We start from the raw sequence: 18,488 nt of genomic DNA, 5'->3' as shown, positions 1-18,488 counted from the left end.
CTGTCTGCCGCACCGGCTGGTGGAGTGCCCGGGAGGGAGAACGGGTCTGCATCCTCGGGGTCGTGGGACTTGTCGTCCTTGTCCGAGAGATACAGCACGAGCCCGAGCAGTCCTGTGAGGAAGACGAACCCGGCCCACTTGGCGGGACTGTGCAGTCCCGATCGCTTGCTGTCCCAGTAGACGAGGGCTGCGAGCGGCCCGAAGAGAATGGTATACAGAACCGCCAGAATTGCCAAAATCCTCCATAGCATACTATAATCTAACAAACCTATTGTTAAATATTCTACTGCTCTTCAGGCCACTATCGGTCGCTGGGCGAAATTGCGTCGGTTGCACAGCAGTCGGTCAGATGAGATCAGCGGTCAGGTCAAGACACAAAAGCGAAACCGAGTCCGCTATTGCTACTACTGCTGGTGCAGATGCCAGCGGTCGATAAACAGGCTCACGTCACCACCGTCAGCCGCTCCCACACCCTCACCCTCGAACCGCACCGGCTGGCGCGTCCCCGCCATCGTCGGCACGTAGAACTCGCCCGACTCGAGTTCAGCCGGTACCAGCGGCATCCAGGACCCCTCCTCGATCGGACCACCAACGCGCAGGCGCAGCGCACCACTCTCAACGACGACTTCGGCCTCCTTGATCCCGCGATAGGTCTCGTACTCGCCTGCAAGGGACTCGAGTACCTGCCGGCGAGCGAAGAACGGGACCTCGCCTGGCTCCTCGCCGACCAGTGCGGCGAAGACGGCCTGGCTGAGTTCGGTGAGGCCGTAGCCCGGTGAGGCGTTGGCGAGCAGGGCGACCCCGAGATCCTGCTCGGGTGCGAAGCCGACGGCGGCCGTCGAGACGGCAATCGAGCCGCCGTGACCGATGAGGTCGTGGCCACAGACCTCGCGTGTGCGCCAGCCGTAGCCATATGGACCGGACGGAGTGGCGGCATACGCGCCATAACACTGCGAGAGGGCGTCCTCGCCGACCAGACACTCGCCCATGTCGGTGACGCCGCCGTTCAGGTGCAGTCGGAGGTACGAGGCGAGGTCGGTCACGGGTGCGAGCAGGCCGCCGGCAGCCGCGCTCTGTTCTCGGATGGGGAGCGCTGCGGGTTCGAGGTCGGCGCTTCCGGTGCCATCCTCGTCATCACTACCGGGGAAGTACGGCGTCATCCGATCGTCGAAGCTGGTGAACGTTTCCTCGTCGTAGGTCGAACGGTCCATTCGGAGCGGGTCGAGAATCTTGCCTTCGACGTAGTTGGTGAACGACTCACCACTGACGGCTTCGACGACTTCGCCGGCGAGCGTGTAGCCCGAGTTGCAGTACTGCCAGTGCTCGCCTGGTTCGCCCGCGACTTCGTCTCTCGCCCCCTCGATGTGGGCGTAGACATCGTCCATCGAGCCGAGTGGGACGTTCGACTCGCCAACCTCCATCTGGCGCGCGATCAGGGCCTCGCTGGCCGCGAGCGACGGGTAGCCGGAGGTGTGGCTCAGCAGGTGGTGGAGCGTCACGTCGTCGGGAACGTCGATGTCGAGGTAGTCGGTCACAGCGTCATCGTACTCGAGTTCCCCCACGTCCACGAGTTGTGCGATGGCGAGTGCGGCGACGGACTTCGAGACCGAGCCGATGCCGTAGACGGTGTCGGCGGTGGCAGGATCGTTGGCGGTGAGGTCGCGCGAGCCATAGCCCTGGGCGTACAGCAGTTCGTCGCCGTCCGTGACCGCGAGACTTAGTCCGGGGAGTTCGTCCTCGCGGAGCCGTTCGCGGAGGAACGAGTCGATTCGGTCGATGGTCGCCGCGTCGAGAGTGTTGTCGGCTGTCATGGTAGCCACCACCCAGGCGGCGGCTATCAATATTCAGGTACCCCGCAGGACGAACCGGTTATCCACGTTCGTCGACTGGACAGTCCGTACTCGAGTTAGCGGGTTGTCCCGATGTGGCCTGTACTCGACGAGGGTCGAATCCGTCCACTCGAGCCGGCAACCCTACACGGGAAACAAGCCCTTTTCACCGCCCCGACTGAGACACGGACGAGAGCGATACGTGTCAGCGACGGAATCGGAGGACGAGCGAAAGCGGATCGATATGACGACGGGAGCGATTCCGCCGAAGCTGTTGCACCTGGCGTGGCCGCTCGTCCTCGGCAATCTCCTGCAGACGGTCTACAACCTCGCGGACATGTTTTGGGTCGGCCAGATCGGCGACGGTGGGGTCTCGGTCGCTGCGGTCTCGCTCATGTTCCCACTCTCGTGGATGTTTGTCTCGACAGCGATGGGGATCACAGCGGCGACCATCGCGCTTGTATCCCAGTACGTCGGTTCAGGTGACGATCGGATGGCAGACCGCGTTGTCGGCCAGACTATTCTGTTGACGGTTACTGTCTCGACCGTTCTCGCGGCGATTGGGCTCTACTTCCGGCGACCGCTGCTCCTCCTCATCGGAGCACGCGACGAGGTGTTCGTCGCCGCGCTCGCGTACATCGAGATCATTTTCCTCACACTGCCACTCACCTTCCTGTTCTTCGCGTTTCGTTCCTCGCTGCAAGGCGCTGGCGACACGAAGACGGCGATGTGGCTCGTCTTCGTCTCGGCCGGGATCAACGTCGTGATCGACCCGTTCTTCATCCTCGGGTGGGGGCCGTTCCCCGAAATGGGGACCCGCGGTGCGGCTATCGCGACGTTCATCTCGCGGGCGTTCGCCACCGGCGTGGGCGTCCTCATCCTCCTCGATGGTCGGTTCGGCGTTCGGCTCAGACTCGGTGACCTCCGCCCGAATCTCAGTATCCAGCGCAAACTCGTCGACATCGGGTATCCGTCGACGATCGACGGTTGGGCGCGAAGCTTTGCCTCTGTCGCGATGGCTGGCTTCGTCGCCCGATTCGGCGCGAATCCGACGGCCGCCTACGGGATCGGCGTGCGCCTGATGTCGGTCACCTGGGCTGTCGCAGGCGCAGTCGGGAACGCGACGGCGACCGGCGTCGGGCAGAACCTCGGCGCACAGACGCTTGATCGGGCCGCAACTGTCGCGCGAGTCGCGACCGCGGGCACGATGGCCTGCATCTTCGCGGTCGCCGCTGTCCTGTTCGTCTTCCCTGCACAGGCGATGGGCATCTTCGTCGACAGCCCGGCCGTGATCGCAGAAGGCGTGCTCTTCCTGCGCATTATGGCTCCCTTCTGGGCACTGTTCGCCGGCGTAATGGTCATCCAGGGTGCGTTCCGCGGTGCCGGCAACACCCGCGAGGCGATGGTCCTCTCGTTCCTCTCGCGGTGGATCTTCCGGCTTCCCGTCGCACTCGTGCTCGCGTTCGCCTGGACGCTCACGATTCCCGGTCTCGGCATCACCATCGCTGCCCTCGACTGGGGAATTGAGGGAATTTGGTGGGCCTACTCGTTCGGAATGGTGCTCTCGTTCGTCGTCGCCGTCGCCTGGTTCCGGCTGGGAACCTGGAAACAAGAGGTCATCGACGAAGGAACGGAATCAGCGTCGGCATCAGACGCCGCTTCGCGTGCTGAGACGGACGCCGACCACGAGTATATCGACGACTGACCGAACACGAACCACCACGAACCAAAGCCGCGACCAGCAACAGAAACAACGGGCGACAACACGCCCGAACTCAACTCACCGGTAGCCACTTCTCGACCGTCGGGCTGAACTCCCCGATCATCTGGGCATCCTCATCCGTGAACGCATCCGTCACGATCAGCGTCGCCACATACACACTCACCACAACGATCGGCAACAGTGCCACGATGAGCAGATCGGACTCGAGTAGCACCACGATCGGAACGCCAGCAATCGTCGCGGGAACACCAGCGCCAACGATCTTGGCAAAATCGCGGGTGAACAGGTGAATTCCATCGAGATAGTAGATTTCGGCGATCGTGAGACCGCCAACGAGAAAGAGGGCGGTCGCGGAACCGATCGCGGCTCCCTCGATGCCGAAGATGGGGACGAGCGCCATCGAGACGAGGAAGTTCGCGCCGAAGAGGACGAGCGTGTTCGCGAAGACGATCCGCGAGTAGCCCATCCCCTGCAGCAGCGAGCCGTCGGGGCCGCCGACGGTGACGTTGAACAGGAACGCACCACAGAGGAGGACGACGACGAGATTTGCCTCAGCGTACTGTGGCGTGTAGAGCACTGCGAGGTAGGAGCTCGCACCGAGCGAGAGGACAATCGCGATCGGCAGAGTGATGCCGGCAATCCAGCGGGCGGCGACACGGAACCGTTGCTCGACGAGAGCGGTATCCTCGCGCGTTTCGGCGATGAGTGGTTTGAACACGGGCGATAGCGAGTTGAAGATGATCATCAGCCCGGAGCCGAGCATGTAGCCGACGCGGTAGATGCCGACATCGTCGGAGTCGAGGAAGAACCCGAGCACGAAGTAGTCGACGTGGCCCATCAGAACGAAGACGACGCTGGTCATCGCGAGCGGGAGCGAGTAGGTGAGCAGCGGGCGCGAGGCGACGAGTTCGGTGTCGACGGTGAGCAAGTCCCAGGCCTTGTAAGTGAACAGCGCCGCACCGACGGTGATGGCGACGAAGAGCCCGATCACGTAGCCAGCGATGAGGCCGAGGAGACCGAACCCGGCGAGCAGAAGGGCGGCCGTGACGCCGAAGCGGACGATTGGGCGGACCAGGTCGCGCATGATGACGCGATACTGGAGCTTCTTGATGCTGTAGTAGGAGGTGAGCAAGACGTTGTAAATCGCGAGCATCGGAATGGTGACCGACAGGAGCAACAGTGCGATCCGCATCGACGGCTCCTGAAAGACCTCCCCGATGTATCCCGACCCAGCTGCGAGCGCGAACGCGACGAGCGCGGAGGTGATGAGTACTGTTGCGGTCACCTGCATGATGACGCCCTTGGCCTTGCCGGGCTCATCCTCGTCCAGATACTGCGGGACGAAGTAGTCGATCGCGAGCGGCAGTCCGAGGTTCGCAAAGACCTGCATGAAGAGGATAACAGAAGTTGCGAGGACGAACAGACCGTAGACGGAGGGCGTCACGTACCGGGTCATCAGCATGACGATCGCGAAGCCGAACGCGCCGTTCACGACGTTCCCGACGAACGTGATGCTGCCCTGTTTCGCGAGCGTCGAGACGCCTTCGTCGCGCGTCGTCTCGTTCTCGGTGTCGGTGTCAGTCATGGCCACGTGAGTTACCGTGGGTTGCGCACGAGACAGTCACCAGCACGCCGCGCCCGTAGTCGGGTGACGTGTGGGTCACACCTCACAGTCCCGTTGCGGGTTCGAGTTCGTAGTCGGTCACCTCGGCTGCTCGCTCCCCGAAGTGTGGGAACTCGACTTCGAACGACCACTCCTCACCCGAGGTAACGTCCTCGTCGACGTGCTCGATGACGCTCTCGAGTTCCTCGCCCGCTGCGTCGAGGAACGTCGCCCGAATCTCGACGTAGTTCAGCGTCCGGTCGCCGACGTTCCTGACGACGGCCCAGACGAACACGCGTTCATCTTCGGTGTTCGGATCGTCCCGGACCAGATCGTCCCAGACGATTTCGATATCGCCCGGATCGGTGATATCCTCGCCGTTGTCCTCGAAGAAGTCGAGACAGCCGGCTGTACCGACTGGCACGACCGCGCTTGCGGCGGCGAGAACCGAACGGCGATGCATCTGCAGAATGTAGACGAGCCTGAGTCTTCAGGGTTCGGGTAGGAGCCTCCTGCGTAACACCACTCCTCGAGAAGCACTCACCCTCCCGTGGATCAGACCCAGATCCGAAAGCGGACGGATTTTACACGTCCGGTACCAACCCCCAGCATCGTATGGAGTGTCGCCACTGCGCCTCGCCGCTCGAGAAACCCGGCGACTTCTGTCTGATCTGCCGGGAACAGAACACCGAGGCGATCGTTCTCGACGTCGCACGCGACCGAGTGACACTCACAATGCTTGGGTCGGAAGACGACCCAGCGCACACTGACTTGAGTTCGAGTACAGACACAGACCAGGTGCTCGGCGAGACGACGATCACGACCACGCCGGAAGACGGTGAGAACGAACCCGTCGAACTCCGGAATTTCGCCGGCCTGGTTGGTGACGAGATCCGTCGAAAGCGGCCCGAAGAGGTGTACGCTGGCGGGGTTCGGGACGTGATCCGGGCGATCCGAGCGGACGTACACCACGACTTCTACCGCGTCGCGGACGAGGATCCCGTCGAGGCTGTCCGTAAGCGACGCGGGACGCGCGCACTCGATGTCGTCCAAACGCCGCCCGCAGAGAAGATCGGTGGCAGCCACTCGACGCTCATCGGCGGTCGCACCGGAATGCGTGCGATTCAGACCGTTGCCGGCCATCCACACGTCAAGAAGGTCATTCCCGGTCCGATTGACGCCGGTGGCACGGGCTCACAGTCGGGGCTTCGCGCGAAGGTAACCCGCGCCGACGATGGCGGCAACGTTCGCATGCTTCTGCGAGACGGTTCGAGTGTCCAGGAGAACCGTGTCGTGACAACTGCCCGTGACCGAGAGATGGGAGAACGGATTCGTGCGGATCTGAACGACGTGCTTGCCGAAAGCGAGTTCCAGTAGCGTTCCGGTAGCGTTCGAGTTTTCAGATCCGTCTCGGATAGCGGCCGCGAACGGGGTGTCTCCTTGCAGCAAGTACTGTCACTACCTGATGGAAGTGACACGCGCTGCTGCTTGTCCGTTCTTTATCCGGCCGACTGTAATTAGATCTAATTAGCTATGTTCGAGCGCGCCGACGCGATCCTGGCAGCGATTCCGTTGCTCGCGGTGAGCGGACTCGCGCTTCGATCACTGATCGCCGTCACAGGCATTGGAACAGGACTCCTCGCAGCACCGCTGGCGGCAGCAGGACCGTTTGCAGCGCTCGCAGTTGTCTTTCGCGAGTTGCTCACCGGGCCTGTAGCAACACACGCAGCGGACGAATCCGACGAGTGAGACGCGACAGCAACTGATTCTGTCACGACGAAACCGAGGGCGATGGGTGGGATGAACTGCCGCACAGTGAGAATACCAACTCAACAGGTTTAAGAATCTACTGCGGATAGACAGCAGTACTATGGCCGATAAAGGACGAGTCGGCAGCGCGGGCCGCTTTGGCGCACGCTACGGCCGCGTTGCACGACGACGCGTCAGCGAGATCGAAGACGACATGCAGAACGCACAGGTCGACGGCGACGACGTCACCCGCGTCGGAACCGGCATCTGGAAGAACGAAGAAACCGGCGAGGTCTTCACCGGCGGTGCCTACCGCCCAGAGACACCGGCTGGCCGCACGGTCCGACGTTCGATCCGCGCTGCGCTTGCCGAAGACGACGAGTAATCCGTCTGGCACAGGACGGCACCGAGAATCGAACGGACACACGACTGCGACGACACCACTAACCCCACAACGTACCTATGAGCTACAAGTGCTCCCGCTGCAAACGCGACGTGCAGCTCGACGAGTACGGCGGCGTCCGCTGTCCCTACTGCGGTCACCGCGTACTCCTGAAAGAACGCAGCCGCGACGTGAAAGAAGTCGACGTCAACTGACGGCTCGACGGCCGATCGTCGTGTGGCAATCGCTGCCCACCCGACCCACGAGCGCCGCTCTCGACACTCGCGGCCAACACTGGCCCGACGAGACGTGAGGACGAGACCAGCCTTATTTCACTTCTGTCCCAGCGTCTCGCCGCTCGAGGCCGTGTCGCGACTGCTACTGCCACCACAAACCGCTCCAGCTGTATGGACACGCACGAAACCACACTCGAGTTCGAGTACGACCAGCCGTCGCGAGCGCAGATCGTGGCCGAGAGTGTCGCCCGCGAAATTGGTGAAATTGACGACGAACGTTCGCAGACGACGATCGAGCGCGAGGAGTCAGTGGTCGCGGTTCGAATCGAGGCGGCCGACGTGATCGCGCTTCGCGCGGCGGTGAATACCTGGTTCTCGCTGATCGGTGTTGCAGAGCAGACAGCGGCGATCGGTGCGGCTGCTGTCGAGGAGTGAGTGATTGGGAGACAGAGTGGCTGGATGACTGAGTAGCTGAATGGCTGCGTGGCTGAGAGGAAGAGTAGCTGATGGTCGAATAGCAGAGCGGCTGGATGACTGCCAGCAAAAGGGTGCCGCTCGCTACTCGATGCTCAGGGTCCAATATTTCACCAGCGTTCGTCGAACGACGCCTGTCTGTATGAACTCCGGCACCGATCGCGGCCAGCAGGTACTGCTTTCGGGAGGAACGATCGGGTTCGGATTCGGAGCCGTCGTCGATGTCGTGATCTTCCACCTCGTGTTCCAGACACATCACCTCTTGTCCGGCTTCTACGACCCCTACAGCTACGACGGACTGCGGACGAACGTCATGTTCGACGGGCTGTTCCTAGCCGCGATGCTCGGCGTGATGGGCCTCGGATTTGCCTTCTTCTGGCGAACCGTCAACGGTGTCGATCAGCGATTCTCGTCCCGGCACTTCCTCGGGTCGATCATCGTCGGCATGGGAATTTTCAACGTCCTCGACGGGGTTTTCAGCCACTACGTGCTCGATCTGCACAACGTCGTCCACGGCACCGAAGCGTGGAACCTCCCCTGGCTCGTCGTCAGCGTCGTCCTGCTCGCGGTGGGGCTGGTCCTCCTCTGGAGCGCTGACGGGTGCCGCGCCACGTCCGGCCATTGACTGTACTCACAACCGGCCGCTGAGTGTGCTCACAACCGGTCACTAACTATGCCCAAATCGTTCTCACAACGCCGGTAGCGACGCCGGCAGCACCACGCGCTCCGCCCCAAACGCCGTTTCGTACCCCTCGTGGAGCGCCACCTGCGGCGGCACGTCGAGGGAGACCGCGAGTTCGTCTGCGGACTCGAGTATCCCCTCCTCGAATCCCGCTCTGTAATGGTGTCCGCGGTCGGGGTCGATCGTTTCCTGCGCCTCGGTGATGTACTGTCTGCCCCCGTCACGGACCGACTCGACGCTGAGTCCGGCAAATGGGACTGGATACCGGTTGTATCTCGTTCGCACGCCGATTGCGAGTTGCGTGTCTTCAGTTGCCTCCGAACTGACCTGCGCCCCATCTGAGACATCGGCACGACCGAGCGTCACGACGATATCGTCGCCAGTTGCTGAGTGGGCGACTGCAGACGAAGTCGGTGACACGGGCTCCGATGCGTGCCCCATGAACTCGAGTGCCCGCCGTTCGCCACGGCCCTCGCCCTCGTCGAGGAGGGTGCGCTCGAGTACGTCGATGGCCGCAGGGTTGTACTCGAACTGTATCGTGATCGTCACCGGCTGGTCAATCCGGTCTGCGAACTCGTCGGCGAGATGTATTGTCGGTGGATCGAGGCGAATTGTGGCCTTGTACGTGCCTTCTCCGGGGAGCGATATGTTGTCGCCATAGTGAAAGCCCATTCGCTGGGAGCGCATCGGCCAGGGGGTTCGCTGGTCGACTGTGTCGGCGGCGGTGTTGGCGGTGTCTGTAGCGTCGGGACTGTCCGTGCTGTCGCCGCTGTCGGCGTGCTCGATTCGCGTCGTCACCGTCGTCGGCACCGCTACCTCCGACTCGGCGTCTCGCACCGACGCCATCAGGTGCAGCGTATGGTGTGACCGCAGGTCTGCTCGGGCGCGTTCAGTACCGGCACCGGTCCAGAACGAGTGCGGGCGCATCGCCGAGAGGCTGATCTCGAGTCCCGACTCAGTCTCGGAGTCGTACTCGAGTATGCCGTCGATCTTTGGCGGGACGTAGATGCCCCCCGGCGGGTCGACAATCAGTTCCCGCCAGGCGTCCTCGCGGCGAAGCGTCTCGAAATCGAGACAGCCGGCGGTGAGCATAGTCGAGAGCGTCCCGACGAGCGAACCACCCGCGGCAAGTGCGTCACGACGTCGCATTGGTAGGTTCTCACCGCCGAACCCGGTAGTTCTGCAGGCTGCACCAGCAACCCCGAGACTGCGGCCGAACGCAAAGCTTGGCTTTATCAGTGCGGAGGGCGACGGTCGAGACATGCAAGGAAATCTGCCGCCAGAAGCACAGGAGAAAATCGAGCAGCTGCAGGACCTTCAGGAGACCGCACAGCAGGTCGCCGTCCAGAAGCAGGAAACCGAGTCGAGCCTCACCGAGGCCCAGACGGCCCAGAAGGAACTCGAGGACATCGACGAAGAAACGACCATGTACCGACAGGTCGGCGACCTGCTCGTCGAGACGGACTACGACACGGCCGAGGACGACCTCGACGAACAGGTCGACTCGCTCGAACTCCGCCTCGAGACACTCGAGAAGCAGGAAGAGCGCGTTCAGGACCAGTTCGAGGGGCTGCAGGAGGAACTCGAGGAACTGCTTGGCGGCGCAGGTGGCGGCATGGGCGGTCCAGCCGGCCCAGGCGGCCCAGGTGCAGGCGGCGCATAATCGGCGATGTCGACCAGCGACTCGACCGACGAGCAAGCGGATGAGCCAACCGACGAGGAGGTCGTCCAGACGGCCGCCGAGGCCGCCGAGGGACTGATCTTCTCGCGGTACAAGCAGTCTGACGTGCGTGATATGGATGTCACGGTATCGTTCGAGGACGGCGTCCTCGAGGTCGACGTCTATCTCAACGCACCAGAGCAGGACGATGGCGCGGATCCGGATGAGGTCGCCGACGAAGCAGCGCGAACGGCGCGCGAGGCGGTCGACGACCTGTTCGGCGAGTAGCGGTTCGCCGTCGCCCGATACCGTTCTCTGCTGGAGTACCCACAAGTGATAAGTGGCGGTTCCTCGAATCCGAGTGCGAGGACTATGGAGACCTCTTCTCAGTAGTTCGGTGCTTTCGCCCAATCACGTCACAGGAGTTGCGACGTGTATGAGCGGTGAGCACTGCCGTATGTTCCGGCCCTAGCCGCCGGACCAGTATTGTCCCAGATAGCCATGACGCCACCACTATCGAGCAACCGATGTCACGATCACGAACGCACAACACACCGAACCGAACAGTCATCGCAAGCAGATTGGATGCCACCGCCGCCACGAGTAACGAGACCGACAACACCGAAGAGACCGTCCAGGCTGACGGCACCGGCCAGACGAGTGATACTGGCCGGACTGACGACACCAGCCAAACTGACGAAACTGACCAGGTCGGCCAGACCGACGAGATAGCAGCACTCGTCCGAGCAGCTGGCGACGAGGTCGTCGCGACCATAACACAGGCAGGCCGTGAGGATTCGGGCAGTTACTTCGGCCACGGGAAGGTCGACGAACTCGCCGACACCGTTGCCGCAACCGACGCCAACCGCGTCGTCGTCGACGACGAACTCACACCGAGCCAGCACCACACCCTCGAGTCAGCCATGCCAGCCGATACCGCGGTTCTCGATCGCCACCGACTCGTCCTCGAGATCTTCGAGGCAGGCGCGGGCTCGAGACGCGCGAAATTGCAGGTCGAACTCGCACAGCTCCGGTACGACCTGCCGCGCCTGATCGAGTCGGCCGACGAGGGGCTACTCAACAAACAAACGGAGAAGGGATCGCCTGTCTACGACGTCCGCGACCGAATCGACCGCCTCGAGCGCAAACTCGAGGAGCGCCCCGAGCCAGCGGCCCAGTTCCGCGAGCGTCGGCGCGAAGAGGGGTTCGACCTCGTCACGTGTGCCGGCTATACGAACGCGGGGAAGTCGACGCTGCTGCACCGGCTCGCAGACGAGATGTCGATTCTTGACACTGACTCGAGTTCGAAGTCAGACAATGCCCACTCCGAAAAGGATGCGACCGCGGCCGTCAGGGATCGGCTGTTCGAGACCCTCGAAACGACGACGCGACGGGCGACGATCGACGGCCGACCGGTGCTCGTGACAGACACGGTCGGATTCGTCGACGATCTGCCACACGACCTCGTCGAGTCGTTCAGCGCGACGTTATCCGAAGCGGGTGCAGCCGATGTCGTCGTGCTCGTGGTCGACGCGAGCGACGCTGAATCACGGTTCCGAGCGCGGCTCGAGACCGCACTCGATGTGCTCGACGCCCAGGGCGTCGCGGACGAACGGATCGTCCCCGCGCTGAACAAGGTCGACTGCCTCTCGACGGACGAGAGTGCACGTCGGCTAGCGATGGCCGAGGAACAACTTCCGGAGTCGACCGCCGACCCGCTTCCCGTAAGCGTACTCGAAGAGACGAACCTCGGCCGACTCTGTGAGACCATCCTGGAACGACTCCCGACCGAGACGGCCGACCTACGGGTCCCGAACTGTGACGATACAATGGCACTCGTCTCCCGGGCGTACGACCGAACGAGCGTCGAGACGGTCGACTACGACGACACGGTGACGATCCGGTGTCGCGGCCCGCCGCGAATCCTCGAACAGTTACGGGCGCGAGCCGAGCGGATCACCGCCGAGCACCGTTAGGGACGGTCAGGAGCCAGCACTTCAACCGGATGCGGCACCGTTCGACCCAGCAGCGTCTCGAGTTGGTCGCCACACGATGTCCCCGACGCGACGACCAGTTCTGTGCTGGCTTGCTCGATCTCTGACGCCAGCCGCTCGCCGACATCCATACTGACCTCGTAGTACTCGCGCTTGTAACCGAAGGAGCCGGCCATGCCACAGCACTCGACCGTCGAGGTTCGCGGGGCGTAGCCACAGCGTTCGAGAACGGCGACCGTCGGAGCCTCGAGGTCGAGCGTGCGTTGCTGGCAGTGAGAGTGGTAGGCGATTGGCTGGCCGCTGTCGCCGTTCCCGATTCTCTCTCCACCACCGCCAGCCGTCGAAAGCACCGCCGGATCCGCACCGTTCTCGAGTAGCCCGAAGATGAACTCACAGATCTCGTAGCTGTTGTCCCGCAGTCGTTCGAACGAGCGTTCGGGGAGGAACCGCTCGTACTCGCGCTGGAACGCGGCGAGGTCGGAGGGTTCGATGACCACGACATCGCGGCCGGCGTCCAGATCTTCGGCGAGGGCGGCGTAGACCGTGCTCGCCTGCGTATCTGCCGTGGCGACCATCCCCTGGGAGAGTGGTGCGCGGCCGCTCTCGGGCAGGTTGGGAACCGAGACGGGAACGCCGAGGGCTTCGAGCGTCCGCACGGCCGCCTTCCCGCGGTCGGTGTCGACGTAGTTGGTGTAGACGTCGGGGTAGAGGACGACCTCGCGGTCGAGCGCGTCTGTGGATTCGTCGTGAGCCGCCCGACGACCGGCCGCTGCCCGCCGTTTCGACTCCTGTTCACCGCCGCGGGCGTCGAACCAGTCGACCAGCGACTGCCGTTCGAACGAGGGCAACGCTCGGCGCTGGTCGATACCGAGCGTCCGCTCGAGCAGCGAGCGCACCGGAGCCGTCTCGCCGAGCCAGTTCGAGACCGGTGCCGTCGCGCTACCGAGCTTTGCAACGGTGTCGATATTGCCGAAAAAGCGTTTGCCGAGGTCGAGTCCGCCGGATTCCTCGTCCGGCGTGAGTCCATCGACGAGGAAGTCGTAGGCCTCGGGCTCCGCATCGCGGTTGACGCGGTCCCTGACGACGGTGTTGATCCACGGGATGTCGATCTTCACCGGGCAGGCATCGACACAGCGCGTACAGCCGGTACAGAGGTCGTTGAACTCGGCGGCGGAATCCTGGCCGTGGACGCCAGCCTCCCAGCCCGTCGCGATGCCGCCGGAGTAGGTTTCCCCGCCGAAGCCGTGACCGCCGACGGCCTGGAAGTTCGCACACGAGTTCGAACACGCGCCACAGCGGATGCAGTACAGCGTCTCCCGGAGCTGATCGTCCGCACGCATCTCGGTACGGCCGTTGTCGAGCAGCACGAGGTGGAACTCGCGGTCGGTGGAGCCGTTTGTCTCGGCGTCCGTGTTCGCACCGATCGGTTCGTCTGGTTCGTCGAAGGTGAGCGTCGGCGACTCCGTCGGCGGCGAGAGCATCGTCACGTACTGGGAAATTTCCTGTCCCGTCGCGCTCTTCGCGATCAGGTCGACGAACGGCTCGAGATCCCGAATCGACGGGATGAGCTTCTCGACGCCGGCGATTGCGACGTGCGTATCTGGCGTCACGGCGCACTTGCGGGCGTTGCCCTCGTTCGTGACGAGCGTAATCGTCCCGCTCTCGGCGACGACGAAGTTCGCGCCCGTGATCCCCACATCGGCCTCGCGGATGCGCTCACCGAGGTGGTCGCGAGCGAATCGGGTGAGTTCTTCTGCGGTCTCGAACTCCTCGTCGGGGTCGAACTGCTCCGTAAAGAGCTCGGCAATCTCCTCACGCGTCAGGTGCATCGCCGGGCCGACGATGTGCGAGGGCGTGTCGTCTGCAACCTGGAGGACCCACTCACCGAGGTCCGTCTCGGTGACCTCGATTCCTTCGGACTCGAGTGCATCGTTGAGGTCGAGTTCCTCGGTTGTCATGGACTTGGATTTGACGACGGACGGACGGCCGCTGGCGCTTTCGGCTGCGGTGCTGGTCGCGGCCCGGTTGTTGACCACGTCGGCCACGTAGGCGTTCGCGTCGGCTGCGTCCGCCGCGACGTAGACGGTTCCGCCGTTGGCCTCGACCGCCTTGCGAACAGTCTCAATGAGGTCTGGGAGGCGGTCGATGGCGTCCTCTTTGATCGCACGCGCCTCCGACCGCAGCGCGTCGAGATCGTCAGTTTCGTCGAACACCTCGTGCCGCCGACGGTTGGAGACGCTCGTGTGGGCGTGGATCGCATCACCCTCCGTCTCGAGTAGCTGTCGAAGATGGGCGGCGGTCTCGGCGCGCGGGTAGGATGTAGTGTGGCCGGCGGTACTCCCTCTCCCTTCCGACTGGCCAGGTCCATGGCTGCGTTCAGCCATCTTACCGGTCCTCCAGCACGATCACGGTCACTTCGCCGGGGCCGTGGACGCCGTGGACGAGGTCGCCCATATCGGCGGTCGCGCTCCGGCCTGTGGCGAAGACGATGCTGTCGCCGCCTGCCGCGAACCGATCCGCGAGGCGGCCGAATCCGCCCGCGAGGTCGGGAACGACGTCGCTCGCCGCGACGATAGCGATGTGATGTTCCGGATAGACGCTGATCGGTTCATCACCAGCCGCTCGGGATTCGATTGCAACGGTGCCGTACTCCGCAATCGCGAACGTCGCCGGCGTGATCCCGATCTGTGCGTCAGCGAGGGTAGCAGCCGTCGGCTCGGTCGTGACGGGCGCTGGGAGAGAAACGCCCTCGAACGGGAGTTCCACACCGATGGCTGGCTCCGTGAGCAGCGCCGCGAGTCGGTCGCTCGCCTCGGCCGCGGACACACGTTCCAGACTGACCTCGAGTTCGTCGAGTGCGTGTTCCAACTGGCCGACAGCGTCAGTGTCGGTTGACATTAGCACTCACATTCGGGTGCGCGTCCAATAGCGTGGCGGTCGTGCCAAACAAAAGGTCAAACGTTGAATCGGGTTCGGCGAACTGGCCGCTCACACGAGCGTGTCAAACGGTCCGACGGGGGACCGATTGCAGAGTGAATAGAGACGAGAATCAGCGCAGAACGGGAGAGAGAGATCAGAATAGAGAGAAGCCACGAAGGAGACAGCGCCAACTCGAGTGCGACAGCAGAGAGTGCCGACGCAGTGCAGTCCGGTTCAGTTTGCCTCGCAGATATCCCGGAAGTTCTCGAATATTACGTCGCCTTCCGCGGTGTGGGCGACCTCAGGATGCCACTGGACACCGTAGAGGTCACGGTCGGTATCGCTGATCGCTTCGATACCGCAGACATCGCTCGTCGCGGTTCGCTCGAAGCCATCGGGGAGTTCGACCACCTCGTCGGCGTGGCTTGCCCAGACGCGCGTTTCGGGGTGAAGACTACCGGTGAGCGGGTCGTCCTCGTCGGTCAGTTCGACCGTCACGTCAGCGTAGCCGCCGTAGTCGCCGCTGTCAACGCGGCCGCCAAGCTCGTCGGCGATGAGTTGCATACCGAGACAGATCCCGAGGACGGGAACGTCGGCGGTGAGATAGTCAGCTGACTTCCCGGTCCGATCCATGTCGGGGCCACCCGAGAGGACGACGCCGTCTGCGTCGATATCTTCGGGCGGCGTGTCGTTGTCGATCAACTCAGTCTCCACGCCGAGATCGCGAAGCGCCCGGCGTTCTAGGTGCGTGAACTGTCCGTGGTTGTCCACCACGACGATCTTCGTCATTGACGGTGTCTAGCCAGTCACTCGGTAAAAGCGGACCGGAAACGATTCTCGGTGTGGCGCTTGTCGTCCACTCCTGTTGCCCCACACCTGTCTTCGGTATCGCTCGACACATGTCTCCGGTACGTTTATACTCTTATCACCGAACGGTAGAAATATGGCAGTCGATCTCTCCGAGTTCAACCATCCATCCTGGCTCACCGCGGTCGGCACCGGCATCGGCTATCTGCTGATCCTCGCGGTGATGACCGTGGCGCTGTTCATCGTACCGTGGCTCATCTTCACCGCGTTGTAATCGCCACACGTTCACTCGGTTCGATTCTACCGAACCATCGCCCGTTTTCGAAACGTTACACCGTTCTCTCACGCACAGAACCGCATTTCAACAGCGTTGGGACTCGAGTTGGAGTGATCAATTGGAGGAGTAACGTCGCGCAGTCAGAAAACACGGCTGCCTGCGTACCCGAAAAACCGATCGCATTGAACCGGACGACTGCGGACGGTCGATCGAACGAGGCGCGTCAATCAGGCGAACGTCTTCGAGACCTCTTCGGTCTCGTCGGATTCGGCCTGAACCTTCTCCCACGCGCCGAGGAAGTCTTCCATCTGGATCTCGGTGCGTTCGTCGCGGATGGCGAACATCCCGGCTTCGGTACAGATCGCCTTGACGTCGGCACCAGAGGCCTTCTCGGCCTCGGCAGCCAGTTCGGCAAAGTCGACATCGTCGGCGACGTTCATCCCGCGGGTGTGGATCTCGAAGATGATCTCGCGACCCTCCTGGTTCGGCTTTGGAACCTCAATGAGACGGTCGAAGCGACCGGGGCGGAGAATCGCACGGTCTAACATGTCGAAGCGGTTGGTGGCGGCGATGATGCGGATCTCGCCGCGGTCCTCGAAGCCATCCATCTCGGAGAGCAACTGCATCATCGTCCGCTGGACCTCGGCGTCGCCGGAGGTCTTTGACTCCGTCCGCTTGGCCGCGATAGCGTCGATTTCATCGATGAAGATGACGGCGGGCTCGTGCTCGCGGGCAACCTTGAACAGGTCACGGACCAGTTTCGCACCCTCACCGATGAACTTGTGAACCAGCTCGGAGCCAGCCATCTTGATGAAGGTGGCGTTGGTCTGGTTGGCGACGGCCTTCGCGAGCATCGTCTTCCCGGTTCCCGGCGGGCCATACAGCAAAACGCCGCTTGGCGGATCGATGCCAACATCGTCGAACATCTCCGGCTTCTCGAGTGGCATCTCGACGGTCTCACGAACTTCCTGCATCTGCTCTTCGAGACCCCCGATATCCTCGTAGCTGACCTCGGGGCTTTCGGTGACTTCCATCACGCGGGCCCGGACATCCGTCTCGCTAGACAGAGTCTTGACGATAGAGAGGGAGTTATTGACGGCGACCCGGGCATCGGGTTCGATCTCCTCGCGCATCTCGTCAGTCACTTCGGTCAGCGCTTCCTGGTTGTTCCCGTGCTGTTTGATGATGACGCCCTCGTCGGTCATCTCCTGGACGGTGGCGACGAACAGCGGGGACTGCTTTAGCTTCTTGTTCTCGTGCGTGAGCCGCTCGAGCTTCTGCTGGTACTTGTTGTTCTCGGCGTTCGCATCGAGGAGCTTGTCTCGCATCTCCTCGTTTTGCGACTCGAGGACCTCCAGCTTGTCCTCGAGCGCCTGAATTTTCTCCTGTTGGGACGCCTCGTCCTCGTCATATGGGAGGTCGACGTCGTCCACAGTGTCAGTCATCACCCGACCTTTGGGTGTTGGCTCATAAGAGGCTTCGGGTCAACCACCAAGCCTGCAACCGCTGGAACCGACAGATTCACCGTCTACACCCGGCTCGACGCAATTCGACTGACGTCTAAATCAGCCGCTCGATACTCGATAGTCCGTTCTAATTGACTGTCACGAAAACCGTGACAAATCCCAATATAACTGTTAGACATTACACTAAACAGAAAATATTATTACCTCGTATTTGGTAAAGGGTATACGATGAGCGCGTCAGAAACGTTTCGACAGGGGTCCGAACAGGATCGAGGAAGTTGGGATGATGTCCGAGATCTCCCACCAAGCGCGAAGCTAGTCGCGAAGGTACTCGAGTACAACGATACGATGACGCAGCAAGAGATTGCAGACGAGACATTGCTGCCAGCGCGGACGGTTCGGTACGCACTGAACCGCCTCGACGAGGAGAACGTTGTCGACTCGCGATTTTCGTTCTCAGACGCACGCAAGCGTCTCTACAGTCTCGATATCGACGCCTAAGTTCGCGGGTTCTGGGTCACTTTCGACAGCGATCGTGTGGAAAATCGGGGTGGAATTAGGGCGACGGCTGCTCTCGCTGCGATACCGTTTTTGAGGAGTCACATCTGCGGATCTCTCATGGCGAATCTCTCAACGGAGACTACTTTCACTCCGGTCGCGGAACCACTTTAGGGCCGCCTGTCTAAC

General features: G+C 62.5%; 20 protein-coding genes. 12 read left to right on the top strand and 8 right to left on the bottom strand.

Translation table 11 applies throughout. The features are described from left to right. Positions 1 to 404: 404 nt before the first annotated feature. Positions 405 to 1,811, bottom strand: coding sequence for a serine hydrolase (locus C482_RS17260; RefSeq protein WP_006169070.1), 1,407 nt, complete (start codon positions 1,809 to 1,811; stop codon positions 405 to 407). 220 nt (positions 1,812 to 2,031) lie between these two features. Between C482_RS17260 and C482_RS17255 the strand changes: the two genes are divergently transcribed. Then, positions 2,032 to 3,534 carry an MATE family efflux transporter gene (locus C482_RS17255; protein ID WP_006169069.1) on the top strand — a complete coding sequence of 501 codons (1,503 nt, stop codon included), beginning with the start codon at positions 2,032 to 2,034 and terminating at the stop codon, positions 3,532 to 3,534. A 70-nt stretch (positions 3,535 to 3,604) separates the two neighbouring features. Here the strand turns inward: C482_RS17255 and C482_RS17250 are convergent, their stop codons facing one another. Together C482_RS17250 and C482_RS17245 are read right to left on the bottom strand one after the other, a co-directional pair. Beyond that, positions 3,605 to 5,137: a flippase gene (locus C482_RS17250; protein WP_006169068.1), complete on the bottom strand. Its 1,533-nt coding sequence runs from the start codon at positions 5,135 to 5,137 to the stop codon at positions 3,605 to 3,607. An 82-nt stretch (positions 5,138 to 5,219) separates the two neighbouring features. Then, positions 5,220 to 5,618 (bottom strand): FxLYD domain-containing protein, encoded by a 399-nt coding sequence (locus C482_RS17245; RefSeq protein WP_006169067.1) that lies wholly within the window; start codon positions 5,616 to 5,618, stop codon positions 5,220 to 5,222. Between the two features lie 152 nt (positions 5,619 to 5,770). On the opposite strand from C482_RS17245, the gene C482_RS17240 reads away from it, so the two are divergent. The 6 genes from C482_RS17240 (at position 5,771) to C482_RS17215 (ending at position 8,621) form a co-directional block, all read left to right on the top strand. Then, positions 5,771 to 6,532, top strand: a complete 762-nt coding sequence (locus C482_RS17240) for a DUF2103 domain-containing protein (RefSeq protein WP_006169066.1) — start codon at positions 5,771 to 5,773, stop codon at positions 6,530 to 6,532. Between the two features lie 156 nt (positions 6,533 to 6,688). Further along, a complete protein-coding gene (locus tag C482_RS17235; RefSeq protein WP_006169065.1) occupies positions 6,689 to 6,904 on the top strand; it encodes a hypothetical protein in 216 nt (71 codons plus the stop codon). 121 nt (positions 6,905 to 7,025) lie between these two features. Further along, positions 7,026 to 7,289, top strand: a complete 264-nt coding sequence (locus C482_RS17230; protein WP_006169064.1) for an eL43 family ribosomal protein — start codon at positions 7,026 to 7,028, stop codon at positions 7,287 to 7,289. Between the two features lie 77 nt (positions 7,290 to 7,366). Continuing rightward, positions 7,367 to 7,501, top strand: a complete 135-nt coding sequence (locus C482_RS17225; RefSeq protein ID WP_004215399.1) for a DNA-directed RNA polymerase subunit P — start codon at positions 7,367 to 7,369, stop codon at positions 7,499 to 7,501. A gap of 192 nt (positions 7,502 to 7,693) precedes the next feature. Then, entirely contained in the window at positions 7,694 to 7,957 is a 264-nt protein-coding gene (locus C482_RS17220) for a KEOPS complex subunit Pcc1 (protein WP_006169063.1), read from the top strand. Between the two features lie 181 nt (positions 7,958 to 8,138). Beyond that, entirely contained in the window at positions 8,139 to 8,621 is a 483-nt protein-coding gene (locus C482_RS17215; protein ID WP_006169062.1) for a DUF2243 domain-containing protein, read from the top strand. Between the two features lie 63 nt (positions 8,622 to 8,684). On the opposite strand, the gene C482_RS17210 is transcribed toward C482_RS17215, so the two are convergent. Beyond that, positions 8,685 to 9,827 (bottom strand): iron transporter, encoded by a 1,143-nt coding sequence (locus C482_RS17210; protein WP_006169061.1) that lies wholly within the window; start codon positions 9,825 to 9,827, stop codon positions 8,685 to 8,687. A 112-nt stretch (positions 9,828 to 9,939) separates the two neighbouring features. Between C482_RS17210 and C482_RS17205 the strand changes: the two genes are divergently transcribed. From C482_RS17205 to hflX, 3 genes are all read left to right on the top strand, one after another. Then, positions 9,940 to 10,341: a prefoldin subunit beta gene (locus C482_RS17205; RefSeq protein WP_006169060.1), complete on the top strand. Its 402-nt coding sequence runs from the start codon at positions 9,940 to 9,942 to the stop codon at positions 10,339 to 10,341. Between the two features lie 6 nt (positions 10,342 to 10,347). Then, positions 10,348 to 10,626, top strand: coding sequence for a DUF3194 domain-containing protein (locus C482_RS17200; protein WP_006169059.1), 279 nt, complete (start codon positions 10,348 to 10,350; stop codon positions 10,624 to 10,626). Between the two features lie 239 nt (positions 10,627 to 10,865). Further along, positions 10,866 to 12,314, top strand: a complete 1,449-nt coding sequence (gene hflX, locus C482_RS17195; RefSeq protein ID WP_006169057.1) for a GTPase HflX — start codon at positions 10,866 to 10,868, stop codon at positions 12,312 to 12,314. Here the strand turns inward: hflX and C482_RS17190 are convergent. From C482_RS17190 to C482_RS17180, 3 genes are all read right to left on the bottom strand, one after another. Continuing rightward, on the bottom strand, positions 12,311 to 14,716 hold the full coding sequence (locus C482_RS17190; protein ID WP_006169056.1) for an LUD domain-containing protein: 2,406 nt from the start codon (positions 14,714 to 14,716) through the stop codon (positions 12,311 to 12,313). The genes hflX and C482_RS17190 overlap by 4 nt on opposite strands. 1 nt (position 14,717) lies before the next feature. Then, positions 14,718 to 15,230: an LUD domain-containing protein gene (locus C482_RS17185; RefSeq protein ID WP_006169055.1), complete on the bottom strand. Its 513-nt coding sequence runs from the start codon at positions 15,228 to 15,230 to the stop codon at positions 14,718 to 14,720. Between the two features lie 255 nt (positions 15,231 to 15,485). Next, positions 15,486 to 16,040 (bottom strand): GMP synthase subunit A, encoded by a 555-nt coding sequence (locus C482_RS17180; RefSeq protein ID WP_006169054.1) that lies wholly within the window; start codon positions 16,038 to 16,040, stop codon positions 15,486 to 15,488. Positions 16,041 to 16,194: 154 nt separating this feature from the next. Here C482_RS17180 and C482_RS21895 point away from each other — a divergent pair, with 154 nt between their 5' ends. Then, on the top strand, positions 16,195 to 16,332 hold the full coding sequence (locus C482_RS21895; protein WP_006169053.1) for a hypothetical protein: 138 nt from the start codon (positions 16,195 to 16,197) through the stop codon (positions 16,330 to 16,332). Between the two features lie 230 nt (positions 16,333 to 16,562). Here C482_RS21895 and pan1 read toward each other — a convergent pair whose 3' ends face one another. Further along, positions 16,563 to 17,780, bottom strand: a complete 1,218-nt coding sequence (gene pan1, locus C482_RS17175; RefSeq protein ID WP_006169052.1) for a proteasome-activating nucleotidase Pan1 — start codon at positions 17,778 to 17,780, stop codon at positions 16,563 to 16,565. Positions 17,781 to 18,029: 249 nt separating this feature from the next. Here pan1 and C482_RS17170 point away from each other — a divergent pair, with 249 nt between their 5' ends. Next, positions 18,030 to 18,302, top strand: coding sequence for a MarR family transcriptional regulator (locus C482_RS17170; RefSeq protein ID WP_006169051.1), 273 nt, complete (start codon positions 18,030 to 18,032; stop codon positions 18,300 to 18,302). The last annotated feature ends 186 nt before the right edge of the window (positions 18,303 to 18,488 follow it).

The sequence above is a fragment of the Natrialba chahannaoensis JCM 10990 genome, assembly GCF_000337135.1.
Lineage (GTDB): Archaea > Halobacteriota > Halobacteria > Halobacteriales > Natrialbaceae > Natrialba > Natrialba chahannaoensis.
This window is presented reverse-complemented; position numbering and strand designations above follow the sequence as displayed.